The organism is Bacillus cereus group sp. MYBK220-1 (assembly GCF_051916445.1).
Lineage (GTDB): Bacteria > Bacillota > Bacilli > Bacillales > Bacillaceae_G > Bacillus_A > Bacillus_A cereus.
The window spans coordinates 58,750-71,405 of record NZ_JBQAGQ010000005.1; the positions used below are offsets into that span (position 1 = coordinate 58,750).

Here is a 12,656-nt window from a genome sequence, read left to right on the forward strand (position 1 = left end):
CATATAGAAAAGACACCCTAAGGTTCCTTTTTTTATAGTTTTTAGCAGAAATAACTGCATCCGATAATGATTAATAGTATAAAGAGTACAACAAGTAACGCAAAGCAATTAAGTTGCTAAAGTAATAAAGGAAACAGCAACTTCTTTAGTTGCAATTTCCTAAAAATATTAGACGTTTGAGGGGATTTTTTCTTGCAATTGTTTTAAGCCATGTAAGACTAATTCCCAATTTGCTGTGAAATAGAAAAATAAGAGACTATATTCTGAGGGAATCTTGAATATAGTCTCTTATTATAGGTTTTAAAACATTAATTCAGGGATTTTTAATTGATTTTCAAGTAAGTTCCAAGTCTCATCTAGAATAGGTTTTGGTGGTATGTAAATAATTGTTCCATCTCGCCCTCTTGTTAAAATAACTCTATATGCATTGAGTTTAATTTGGAATGAATCTTCGACACCCCATTGATAGTGTTGTCCTTTCCAAGCCCCATTCTGTAGATAAAGATCATCATCCCAATGAACGAGCGCCATATCTAGTTCAAGTCCTTGTGTTTGAAATTCAGTTGCGCTGTAGTTGAGATTTTTACAATAGTATTGAGAACCTGGATAGTTAAAGTATTGAGCGATTTTACTAGGCCTTTCATACCGTTCATCTCGTGGTAGAACAGGGACTTCTTTTTGACGATCAGCGCCACCAGCACAGACGACACCAACTGTTTTTGTATCATCCTGATAAAGCTGATTTAAAGTGCTTTTTGCTTTTTCTAAATCACGTGTAATAAAAAGCTGATAATGTTCCTTTGGTAGGTTATGAATAAGCTGTTTCGTTTGTTCAAAACTAACATCTAATAAAGTATTAATAATTTCATAGTATTTTAAAGCTGCATGAGCACGGAAAGATGAATTTAAATGTAGCTGAGAATGAGTTTTATAATGTGCTGCATTTGTGAATACAGAATTAGGGTGTTTAGAATGAACAGTAACGTTTTTTTCAGCAATCGCAGTATTCCACAGAGGGAGACCGCCTTCTTCACCAGAATAGATTTCTTGACCTTCCCCAATTAAGCCAATTGTTACACTCCACGGCTTATTATGTGTCGTAATATTCATTATAATATCCGGTTCACTTAAGTGTTGGGCTTCTCGCTTTCTTCGAGTGAGTGATTGGTCGACTTTTTTTGTATCCCATGCTCGCTGTGCCTCATCAAAAATGATAATTTGTTCTTTTGGAATCATTTTCTTTTCCAGAAAATCCATTTTATATCCATATAGACCTTGTACGAACGTTCTATTTTTCAACGTATCTTGTAATACGTCTACTAATGGCCCGTTACCAGATAAATAAACTGCATTTTTCATTTCATGTGCAATGGTCAAACCCAAATATGTTTTACCTGCTCCTGGCTCACCAGATACTAAAATTAAGTGATGAGTATTTGTATTTTGTGCTTCCTGAATAATTGTGCGTATAGTTTGTTGTACTTTTGGAAAATTACTGCTTGATATTGCTTTAATATCAGGGAGTGGTTCATTATGTAAAATGGAACGAGCAGCTTCTAGCATAGAAGGTGAAGGTTCATAGAAACCATTGATTATTTCGTCTAGCGTCAACGTTTGTACTTCTGTTTTCTCTAATATTCGTTTAATAATACTTTCCAATCCATCAACTGTTGAAAGGGTTACTTGATAATCTTTTTGGAATTCCCATTGTTCACCTTCATAGTTTGTAAGCAGTAGAATACCTATGACTTGCATGTTAGATTGTTGAATAGCTGAGTGATAATGCTGGAGATCACGCATATAAAGCGATGTTTGAATGTATTCAGAAGGTGAAACGTTATTAAAACTTTTACATTCGATGACTATCAAATAACCATTAATTAATAAAAGTATATCTGGACGACGGCCACCTCCGCGTAAAATCTCATATTCAAAAATAAGTGATGCATCTAAATTAGGAAATCGATTAAATAAATCTTGTAGTTTATTGTAACTATCAATCCATGCTTTCTTTTGAGAAGCTATTTTGGGATCATTTGTATTGGTTTTATAAACATGATATTGCAATTGTTTAATGAATGATTTTAAATCTAATTCTTTAAATTGTTCAATAGTTCCAGCCCAGCCATAGTTCAAAATAAATGCCTCCTTGAGAAGTAGTAGAATATATTTAAACTATTAAAATTTATATATATACCAAACTTATTCGGAATTCTTCTTCTTTCTATGAAACTTCGTGACTTTGTTCTAAATCTATATTAGCATTTGTGTATATAAAGTGAAAATAAGAGGGGCTACCATATGAAAATAAACAAAGTAACATATAGCATGATGATTAGTTTACTACTATTAACATCGTGTGATATATCGAATGAAGAAATTGAACAAAAAGCACAAAATTATACAAAATCGGAGTATGGTCTTTCTGTTAAACTAGATCAAGTTGAAACAATTGGAAACGGTAAGGATATACTAGGGCCAGATGTACGAATAGCCCATGTACAGCAAGTAGATAAACCGTATTTACAATTTCAATTATCATTCGATGGACAAGTTTCTCCAAAAGTAGTGAATGATAATTATAAAATAAAAAAAGAAGCGAATGATTTAAAAGAAAAATTCAATACATATTATGCTAGAAAAGGGAATCACGATATATTTACGTTTGATCAAATGTATACAGGAGATGCTGTTTTCGATAAAAAGGCTGAAGCAGAAATAGAAAAGAAAAATTCAAAGAAATATGTTACAGCAGTGTTTAGAAGTAATATCTTTATAGATGTAAACAATCACGTACATATGGAAAAATTAGCGGAGCTTGCAAGAAGTGTACAAGAGTTTAATAAAACAATTGAAAATAATAAGAGTAGCGTGGAAGATATAACGATTCAGCTGCCAAATGCTAAGAAGGAATTATTACAAAATATTGTAGTAGATTATGTATTAACGGCTGAAAATGCAAAAAAGACTCTTGAGAGGAAAGAGCATTATATGAAAGCATTACAGCTTACAAATTAAAAAGATTTTGGATTATATTCCTATAAGAAAAATGATTTCATTTGTAATCCTTCGCTTACTGCAAGTGAAGCATCTGAAATATTAGGTGTAAAGCATACGTAAATGAATCAATTAATTAAAGAGAGAACTTTGAATCCTTAAAGAAGTTGGACAAGGTTAGTTTATTTTTACGTACGGATGCTGAAGCAAAGAAAAAAGAATTAGAAGGATTACGTGAGAAATTCTAATCTTGTAATTAATCAGGGGGCCATCTGTAAAAATAGGTGGCTTCTTTGTGAATTAACTGTAGAAATATTTTTAAGGAGAGAATGCAATCATGGGACAAGTGGTGAGAGAATTATATTCTCTAAGTAAACAATATAAAGCTCAAATGAATATTGGAATTCTAATTAATAAAAAACAAAAAAATAACTAATATATACATAGTATCTATTTGCCTAAGTGAATAGGATTGATCTAATAAATATAGAAAGAATGAAAGGGGGATACAAACTGGCAAAGTTAGCACTGATACTAGGAATGATACTTACAACACTAACAATCATCGAAAAAGTCCTAGTTATCCACGAAAAGTAAAAAAGCTCAAAACCAAACGGAAACGCCCAGCCAGACGTAAACAAAAATGATTTTGAGCAGAAGAGAGAAGCCCACCTTCTCCCTTCAATACATATTATAACAACTTGCCAATTTGTAAACAATATGAAGAAAACACGTGATTCATCAAGCTTCTTAATTATTTTCATTACACTGTGTTACTTTACCTATTTTCGAAATTCAGTTGAAACGAGTATTTTTAAAACGATTTTGGATATTTTGTTAATTATTATTTTAGTCCTTTATATAATAAATACGTCATTGCGACTCTTTGGGATTTTTAAAGAAAAAAGAGATGAATAGAGTGTACAAGTTTGAAGATAAAGAGCAACTGCTTTCTTTTTTACATGATGAAGTATTAACGACACCAGAGGTAATGGATGTTTTAGAAATTAGTAAAGCGAGGATTAATAAAATGATTAAAGATGGTAAACTTGTGCCATTTGAGAAAATGTAACGAGTAAGTTTATTTCTTCGTGAAGATATTGAAGAGAAGAAGAAAGAATTAGAAGTATTGCGTGATAAGTATAGACCGTATGATGAAGTTTAGAAGCTGTCTTGAAGGTTATTCTATACAAAACTTAATATTAAGTTTTATTGATTTTAGTGCAGTCTTCTTTTATCCTTGTATAGAAGGAGGAGGCTATCATATATGAGAAAAATCCGTAAAGACATTCGAGCTATTACTCGATTAGTCGTTGCTTTAGCAATTATTACAGTGATAACAGTAATATGTAATACTGTAGGAAATATGAAAATGTTAACAGAGATGCTTCAGGAAACAGCGAAATTAGGAATAAGCATAATTATAGGTCTGGTTGCAATTTCTATTGCTTGTATGTCTTTTCAAAATCATGAATCTAGAACAGAAAATAAAAACGTTTATTTGAACTATTTGACACTGATGCTCGTTACGTTAACGTTTTTACTCACAACTTTTTTGTTCCCTTATTTGCCGATAAATTCTAATTTGTATGTGTATTATGCAATTTTTATTATTTATTTTCTTCTGGGGATAATTTTGTTAGGAGGGTCAATAAAAGCTACTTTTGAAGTTATTAAGAAGGCTTTTGAGTAGGAAGGAAGAATCAAAAATCATTCTCTGTAAATGATTTTTGATTTTTTTTATGGAGATAGAAAAAAGAGATGAAAATAATTCATCACTTTTCTACGTTCTTGTTTTCAGTAATACCTAAATGCTTTTTTAATGCATCTTGCAACACTTGAGAGTAGTTTACATTATTAGCTTTTCCCATTTTATCAAGCCAATGAGGAATAGTTAAAGTTTTCTTTACTGCTTTATTTTCAATTTCACTACGGAATGGTGGCATCCATACTTCCATTAAGCCGATAATTTGATTGTCTGTAGTTTGAATAGAAGTTGGATTAGAAGCGGGCGGAATAGCGCCTTTATTTTCTTCTATTTCATATAGATGAGTTGCTAACGTCTTTTTAGCCGTTTCAAAAGCATCTTCATAGTTAGTACCATTAGCATGACAATCTGCTAAGTCAGGGAATATAACAATGACTTGTTCATTAGAAAAATCAAAAATAGATGGGTAGATGTAGCGATCGTGGTAAGTGCTTATTTATTTTTCCTCCTGCTATTTCTTAAATTTCATGATAATTGAAATGGTAACGACCAAAATCCATAAAACAATAACTATTAAGTAGATGGTGTCTAACATTTTTAAATTAGAAAAGTCGGTAACAATAAAGAAATGAATAGCTAAAAATAAACAAATAGTATTTAAAATCAATGAAGTTTTTGACATATTGATAAGGGGAGATAGATATTGTTCTTTGAGAAATCCAACTAGTTAGTTGGGCTTACTTGTGTCATCTTTGTTTTATTTAAGAAGTATGTATATTCATAGGATGAAACAAGAAGTCCATGATATTTTGTCTAAAATATATAGAATTTCCAGGCGGGAAAATTAACGGGGGGGAAATGCCGCAAGAAGCATTGGTGCGTGAGATTAAAGAAGAATTAGGATGTTTAATTACTGTTGGTGAAAAAATAGAAGAAGTGGATCATGAGTATGAGAATATTATAGTTCATCTTGCTACTTATAAGGCATACATAGAGTCTGGTATACCTAAAGCTCTTGAGCAAGCCGAGTTGATATGGGTTCATGTCAATAATTTATTGGAGTTAAATTGGGCCCCGGCGGATCTTCCAACCGTGGGAGTTTTATGTTTGAAGTTTAAAAATTAAGGTCTGAAATAAGAAATAATGAGACAGATTTTTATAAGATATAAACTGTTTTGAAAGTAGTGGTATGACTCCGGTAGCTCGGGCTCATGACCTCCACCCTGTCAAGATAAGAAACATGTATTTTATGTTTCGGTAATATCGAGCAAAAAGCTAGTTGTGTCAAGGATTTACAGGGTATTCTACATTTTCTTATGCAAATCCTGTAACGTAGAAAAATAAAATTTGTTGACCAGAATCTTGACCAGTTTTTATTCAATTTCTTATAAGTTTAAAGAAAGGCTTGTATTAAGTTGTTGTGACTATATCTGCTTAATGCTATTAATATGATAAATTAATAGAAAAAATACCTTTTTTGTAATATATTAATAGTAAACATTGGAGGATAAATATGGATATATTAAAAAATTTACTAGATGTGTCGACATTTGAAGGTGCAGTTTTTGCAGGTACAGTTGGTGGAATAATTTCTGGATTTATTATGGGATTTTTTACTGGAAAATCAGTTGAAAAGAAATCTAAAATAAAGAATAAGGGAAATCATAATACTTTTAATGTAAATAATAATTAAATATGAGGGATGGTAAATTGTTTAATAAAAAAGGGGAAAATTCGAAATCGAAAATAAAAAATAGGGGAAATCACAATACTTTTAATGTGAATTCCCCAACTACAATTAATCAAATATTGAGAGAGGATAGTCAAAGATCCGAGGTTATAGATAACAAACAAAATAGCGGAGTGTATGAAGTAGTAAAAAGGTTTATTGAAGTGTATGAAAATCATTCAATTATGCAAAATCAAATACCATCTTTTATTGATAAAAAATTTGATTTATCGCTTAAAGATTTTAAGGATTATGATAGTATTCTTAAGGTATTGAATGATGATATCATTAATTGGACATGTGAGAAGTTTGGTATACGTAGGGAATGGATAGATGGTGCTGATAACCAAATTTATTCTTATAAGTCTTATTATAAACAAGTACATTCATTTATTAGAGATATATATAATTTTAATTCTACTAGAGAACAAATAACAATGTATGTTTTTAAGTACGGCAATTTAAGTTTGGAAGAAGACAATGAGCATAATATTGTACTTTTATTAAGATGTCCAATAGGTAAGATTAATTCAAAACAGGTCTATAAATATATTCCAATATCAACCTTATGGAATTGGGGCTATTGGAGAGGTAGATATCAAATAAAATCTATTATATATTTATGTGATAACATGGGAATAACTATTCAAGGTTATGATTTGATAGAGAAGGAAAAAATTGCATATGGAGAAACCTTTCCTGAAAATATAATTAATGGGATATCAATTAGAGCTACATGGTATCCAGAGGATTACATTGATGTACAGTCCCAGAATAGTTCAGCTAAAGAGGTTGAAGAAACTAAAAAAGTTAAAGAGTATATAAAAGAAGAAGGATATATTGATTATCTAAAAAAATTAAAAGAAAAATAATAAAATTTTTTATGAATTAACGATATTGTATTTTTTTATAATTATATACATAACCTTATATGGATTTACAGTTATACTAATGGATAAATCCAAAATATTAATAGTTTAATTATTTATATGAATATAAATAATTAAATCAGAAGGAAGAATGGAATATGTTTAAAAAGATAGTTAAGAAATTCCAGTCAAAAATAAAAAATAAGGGTAATAATAATACGTTTAATGTAAATTCACCGTTAATAATTAATCAGTCATCGGGAGAGGAAATTCAAAGGTTAGTAGCTAGTGGGAAACAAGATGAGGCTATTGCATTAATGACACGTATAATTAAAGGGGTTTCAGCGCAGCATCCTGTTCATCCACATTGGAGATACAACTTCTCTGTAGATAAAAATGGGAAAGTTAGTTTAGAGCATGTACCTAATTACGCAGAGGCTGTTTTTACTCACCCTTTGCGTATAAATACTAACATATTAATCCCTGAAGAAATAACATCCAAATTTAAAAATTTGGATGAATTAGTGAGGTATTCATACGAAAAGCAAATTCCTTTAGAATTTAACTTGAATTTTTTTGAAACATGGATTGGTGAAACTCTTGTGGAAAGAGTGGAAGGTAATAAGACCTCAGGGGATTTAGTCCTAAAAATATTTAACCGAGAATTTCCACCGCCTACACCGATGAAGTTATATTTTCCTACTAGTAAAAATCATTTTGGCTATGATTACTTAGAAATAGGTTTAACAAAAATAGAAGATGATTATATGTTCTTAGGTAATGAGCAACAAAAAAATTGTCCAGTTCTAGTTCAAATACAGATAAATCCTTCAAATCATTCGGCAAATTTCAATATTAAATTAAATGAATCGCATATAACAGATGTAGAATCTCAGTTAGAATTTAATAAATTTTTATTAAATATGAAGGAGTATCCAATTACCCTGAAAGCATTAAAAAATAATACTGAAGTTCTCGTTGCTAAGAACTGGTCGGCAGATATTGAAAGTGACGAGGTAGGTAAATATATTGATTTGCTAGAAATACTATTAGATATTGAAAAGCATTATAAAGTAAAATTCAAGTTAGCAGAAACGATTACAGAAGATGATAGAAATTGTATTTTTATTTTACGAAATTGTATGAATGGGCTTCACATAAATGGTACATTTAAATATGCAAAATTTACTACAAATAGTAAAAAAGATGTTAAGGATTTATTAAATGGATTTGCAAATAATAATGAATTATGCCTCTGTGTTTCGTGTGATAAACCATATTTAATCTTATTTGGGATTAAATTTGAATTTAAAAGATCTATTTTAACTTATGATTCGGTTAAGGTAACAAATCTAAATAGATTATATGGTTTCCTTCAATACATGGGGGAGGGTGATACGATAGAAATTGAATTTGTACCTGGTGAAAAAAATACATTTAGAGAGGAATATATAAGATAATTCGTGAAAAAATTTGATATTTCACTTATAGTGAGGGTACGGAAAAGAGTAGAGTAGTCGAGCGTTTAAACGTAAATAAAACAAATTTGACATTAATTATATTGGGGAAAGGCAGGAATTATTCCTGCCTTTTTAAAGGTTTTAGGGCTAATGTAATTAAATTGGAGAATTTAATTTTTCAACTTCAAAAGATTGAAAGGCATTAGTAGCTTCCTGCATAATGTTATCTGCGATATAAAGCCATGGCAGATATAAAGTTTGAAATTAAAGAAAATGTAGGTGTTTTATCTCAATCATCTAAAGGTTGGACAAAAGAATTAAATCTTATTAGTTGGAATGGAAAAGAATCAAAGTATGATTTGCGTGATTGGGCGCCAGAACACGAAAAGATGGGTAAGGGCATTACATTGACGGTTGAAGAACTAAAGGCATTAAAAGACACTTTGAATAGTATGGAATTAAAGTAAAAGGGGTATCTGAGGCACAGTCTTTAATAGTCTGTGCCTCTTTTTCTTGTCTTTAACCGAAGTGGCGGTCTACTTTGAATATATTTAAGTAAGACAAGATTCTACTATCAGTTTAGAATGGTCTTCTATTATTCCGAACATATTTTTAGGTTTAGTGGATAAAAATGGTACTCAGGCTAAGGAATTGATTATGGAGGTAGAAAGAGTATTAATCATAGAGCTGAGCAATTATTGGGTGAAATAATATGAACCAATGGGAAAAAAAGATATTAATCGCTACTTTAGATCTAAAATGATATAGAGAAATTCTATGCAGCAATGTAGTTAATTTTAGATGGTCTATCGAATTTTAAAATCGAATGATGGTTTCAACAAGAGAGTTTAATGGTGTTAGATTTGATATAATAAGGTTATGATTAAGCTATAAATTAAGACAAGATACTACGATACATGAGTTTTTGCTTTTTGCTACATATTTTCAATATAAAAATTTTGATTTACAGAGATCAATCCCAAGTTATTGTGTTGAATCCTATAAATGAATAAGGGTGATGATTGTGTCGGGAAGATTAAGCGCACAACAAAAAAAAGCTGTAGAAACGACTGAAGGGCCATTACTAATTATAGCTGGACCAGGTTCAGGTAAAACTTACACACTAGTAGAACGTATTTTATATTTAATTGAACATAAGCAAGTCGAACCAGAAAATATTTTAGTAGCTACTTTCACTGAAAAAGCAGCTAATGAATTAGTTACTCGAATATCAAATAAACTTCATGAAGCAAATATTAAATTTAATCTTAACGAAATGTATGTCGGTACAATCCATTCTTTATGTCTTCGTATACTAGAGGAAAATAGAGAATATACACGATTAAAGAAAAATTATATATTAATGGATCAATTTGACCAACAATACATGCTTTATCAAAAATTAAGCCGATTTTTAGAACTCGATGAAATCGAATCCTTATTAAATTTTAATGCATCTCGTTGGAAGCAATCACAGGAATTATTAAAATGGATTAACAAATTAAGTGAAGAGATAGTTGATATTAATAAATTAATTGATTGCGATGAAGCACGACTAAGCGTGCTAGGGAAATGCTACAAAGTTTATGAACAATTATTAATTGAAGAAAATGCATTAGACTTCTCAACAATCCAACTTGAAACATATAATCTTCTTCAGAATCATGAAGATGTAAGAAATAATCTAAATGAAAAATTACATTACTTAATGATCGATGAATTTCAGGATACGAATACGATTCAAGAAAAATTGGTATTTTTATTAGCTGGTAAGCAACAAAATATTTGTGTTGTTGGTGATGATGATCAAGGTTTATATCGATTTAGGGGAGCTACGATCCGTAATATTTTAGAATTCCCACAAAATTTTCCGAAAGGTATTTGCCAGCAAGTAGAACTTTCAACTAACTATCGTTCAAATTCAGCAATTGTTCAGTTCTATAATCAATGGATGGAACAAAATAATTGGTCACAAAATGGTACAACCTACCGTTTTGATAAAAAAATTACTGCACATGAATCTAATAAAGTAAATCAAAAAACAGTTGTTAAAGTATCTGGAGAAGATGGATTGGATGATTGGGAGAGTGAAGTATACTTATTCCTTCAAGCAATGAAAAGAGAAGGCAAAATTTCTGATTGGAATCAAGTAGCATTTCTTTTCCGTTCAGTAAAAAATCCAAGAGTATTGAATCTTTCTCGTTATTTAGAAGAAAGAGGTATCCTAGTTTATTCGCCTCGCTCCAATCTGTTTTTTGAAAGAAGAGAAATCAGACTAGCATTAGGCGCAATCTTGTTTTTATTTCCGATGTATGCGCAACTTAGAAAATGGAATGATAGTGCTTTTCTTCCTGAATGGGAGTTTTATGATGCTTGTTTACTAGAGTTTGCAGAGGAATTAAGAAATCCAGAAAATCATGACTTGTTACGTTGGTGCAAAGAGAAAGCTAGAACTCATGTGACGCTGAATAAAAACTTAGATTATGCGTTTTCAGGATTATTTTATCAGCTTATTCAATTTGAGTTATTTAGTAATTTATTGAGTGATAATGTATTTACCGTGAAGGATAGTAGAGAAGTACGCAATCTGTCCCAGTTTTCTAAATTACTCACTAAATTTGAGTACCTTCATCATATTTCGGTATTCACGCAAAAAAATATTGGCGATTCAGTGGTACGATTTTTTAACCAATATATACGATTCCTATTACAAGGTGGTATTACTGAATACGAGGATGATTCTGAGTATGCACCAAGTGGATGTGTATCATTCCTAACGATTCACCAATCTAAAGGTTTGGAATTTCCAATTGTAATTGTAGGGTCTCTAGAATCTACGCCGAGAAAGCAGTATACAGACATTGATGAGCTATTACAAACTAATTTTTATCAGAAGCCACCTTTTGAACCAATAGAATGGACGAAAATCTATGACTTCTATCGATTATATTACACGGCCTATTCGAGAGCGCAAAATTTACTCGTTTTAAGTTGTCAGGAGAATGTGGCGAATGGGCCAGGAACGAGAAATATACCATCCAAATACTTTACTGAATCTTATCATCACCTAAAAAGCTGGCGAGATGAACCAACTATTTATAATGTCGAATTAGCGCATGTAAAGGATGTTAATATTAAGCGAGAGTATTCTTTCACATCTCATATTAATTTATTTGAAACATGTGCTTTACAATATAAATTTTATAAAGAACTAGGTTTTGCACCTGTACGTCAAGGGGCCACAATCTTTGGTACATTAGTTCATCAAACAATAGAAGATATCCATAAATCTGCGCTGAAAAACGAAGCATATTTAATCACTGAAGCAAATATCGAAGATTGGTTTAATACTAATTATCAGCACCTGTCTAAACGTGAGCGTGTATACCTAGCACCGCAAACACAAGAAGCTGCATTGAAACAAGTGAAAAGTTATGTAGAAAAACAGTATGGTGACTGGTCCCATATTCAAGAAGCGGAAGTTGATGTATCCTTAGTAAAGGATACATATATTCTCAAGGGAACAATCGATTTGGTAAAAGGTGACGGAGATACAGTAGAAATTGTCGATTTTAAATCCGAAAAGAAACCAGATTTAGTAAAAGAGCAAGATGCACTTTATCGTTATAAGCGACAACTTGAAGTGTATGCACATTTAGTAGAAGAACGGACAAACTATAAAGTAAGCAAGATGCACCTTTACTATACAGGAGAAAAAGATAGTAATCCGTATGTAACGTTTGAAAAAGACACATCTGTAATTAATCAAACGATTAAATCGTTTGATCGAATTGTTGACCGTATAGAAAGTCATGATTATACAATTATACAAAGACCGAAAAAACACTGTGGAAACTGCGATATGCGTTTTTACTGTGATCGAAATTTATGAG

Annotated in this window: 9 protein-coding genes and 3 pseudogenes; 9 read left to right on the forward strand and 3 right to left on the reverse strand. The window is 31.0% G+C overall.

Going from position 1 to position 12,656, the window contains the following annotated elements:
• Positions 1-41: 41 nt before the first annotated feature.
• Positions 42-110, reverse strand: a pseudogene (locus ACTFRU_RS20920) (YjcZ family sporulation protein); the annotation flags it as partial.
• Between the two features lie 190 nt (positions 111-300).
• Positions 301-2,136 (reverse strand): DNA/RNA helicase domain-containing protein, encoded by a 1,836-nt coding sequence (locus ACTFRU_RS20925; RefSeq protein WP_440037807.1) that lies wholly within the window; start codon positions 2,134-2,136, stop codon positions 301-303.
• Between the two features lie 165 nt (positions 2,137-2,301).
• Between ACTFRU_RS20925 and ACTFRU_RS20930 the strand changes: the two genes are divergently transcribed.
• The 3 genes and pseudogenes from ACTFRU_RS20930 (at position 2,302) to ACTFRU_RS20940 (ending at position 4,690) form a co-directional block, all read left to right on the forward strand.
• Positions 2,302-3,018, forward strand: coding sequence for a hypothetical protein (locus ACTFRU_RS20930; RefSeq protein ID WP_440037808.1), 717 nt, complete (start codon positions 2,302-2,304; stop codon positions 3,016-3,018).
• 865 nt (positions 3,019-3,883) lie between these two features.
• Positions 3,884-4,162: pseudogene (locus tag ACTFRU_RS20935) on the forward strand (helix-turn-helix transcriptional regulator).
• Positions 4,163-4,264: 102 nt separating this feature from the next.
• Positions 4,265-4,690: a hypothetical protein gene (locus ACTFRU_RS20940; RefSeq protein ID WP_440037809.1), complete on the forward strand. Its 426-nt coding sequence runs from the start codon at positions 4,265-4,267 to the stop codon at positions 4,688-4,690.
• Between the two features lie 82 nt (positions 4,691-4,772).
• Here ACTFRU_RS20940 and ACTFRU_RS20945 read toward each other — a convergent pair whose 3' ends face one another.
• Positions 4,773-5,201: a type II toxin-antitoxin system HicB family antitoxin gene (locus ACTFRU_RS20945; protein WP_440037858.1), complete on the reverse strand. Its 429-nt coding sequence runs from the start codon at positions 5,199-5,201 to the stop codon at positions 4,773-4,775.
• A 323-nt stretch (positions 5,202-5,524) separates the two neighbouring features.
• Between ACTFRU_RS20945 and ACTFRU_RS20950 the strand changes: the two are divergent.
• The 6 genes and pseudogenes from ACTFRU_RS20950 to ACTFRU_RS20975 all read left to right on the forward strand — a co-directional run.
• Positions 5,525-5,830, forward strand: a pseudogene (locus tag ACTFRU_RS20950) ((deoxy)nucleoside triphosphate pyrophosphohydrolase); the annotation flags it as partial.
• Between the two features lie 388 nt (positions 5,831-6,218).
• A complete protein-coding gene (locus ACTFRU_RS20955; RefSeq protein WP_440037810.1) occupies positions 6,219-6,398 on the forward strand; it encodes a hypothetical protein in 180 nt (59 codons plus the stop codon).
• A 17-nt stretch (positions 6,399-6,415) separates the two neighbouring features.
• Complete coding sequence (locus tag ACTFRU_RS20960; protein WP_440037811.1) at positions 6,416-7,306, forward strand: hypothetical protein; 891 nt, start codon at positions 6,416-6,418, stop codon at positions 7,304-7,306.
• Positions 7,307-7,461: 155 nt separating this feature from the next.
• Positions 7,462-8,763, forward strand: coding sequence for an abortive infection system toxin AbiGii family protein (locus ACTFRU_RS20965; protein ID WP_440037812.1), 1,302 nt, complete (start codon positions 7,462-7,464; stop codon positions 8,761-8,763).
• A gap of 242 nt (positions 8,764-9,005) precedes the next feature.
• Complete coding sequence (locus tag ACTFRU_RS20970) at positions 9,006-9,230, forward strand: YdbC family protein (protein ID WP_429660541.1); 225 nt, start codon at positions 9,006-9,008, stop codon at positions 9,228-9,230.
• A 551-nt stretch (positions 9,231-9,781) separates the two neighbouring features.
• Positions 9,782-12,655, forward strand: coding sequence for an ATP-dependent helicase (locus ACTFRU_RS20975; RefSeq protein ID WP_440037813.1), 2,874 nt, complete (start codon positions 9,782-9,784; stop codon positions 12,653-12,655).
• Position 12,656 lies beyond the last annotated feature (1 nt).

Coding starts and splice junctions, on each gene's coding strand:
- ACTFRU_RS20940 (WP_440037809.1), top strand. CDS start 4,265: ATGAGAAAAATCCGTAAAGACATTCGAGCTATTACTCGATTAGTCGTT.
- ACTFRU_RS20965 (WP_440037812.1), top strand. CDS start 7,462: ATGTTTAAAAAGATAGTTAAGAAATTCCAGTCAAAAATAAAAAATAAG.
- ACTFRU_RS20955 (WP_440037810.1), top strand. CDS start 6,219: ATGGATATATTAAAAAATTTACTAGATGTGTCGACATTTGAAGGTGCA.
- ACTFRU_RS20930 (WP_440037808.1), top strand. CDS start 2,302: ATGAAAATAAACAAAGTAACATATAGCATGATGATTAGTTTACTACTA.
- ACTFRU_RS20970 (WP_429660541.1), top strand. CDS start 9,006: ATGGCAGATATAAAGTTTGAAATTAAAGAAAATGTAGGTGTTTTATCT.
- ACTFRU_RS20975 (WP_440037813.1), top strand. CDS start 9,782: ATGATTGTGTCGGGAAGATTAAGCGCACAACAAAAAAAAGCTGTAGAA.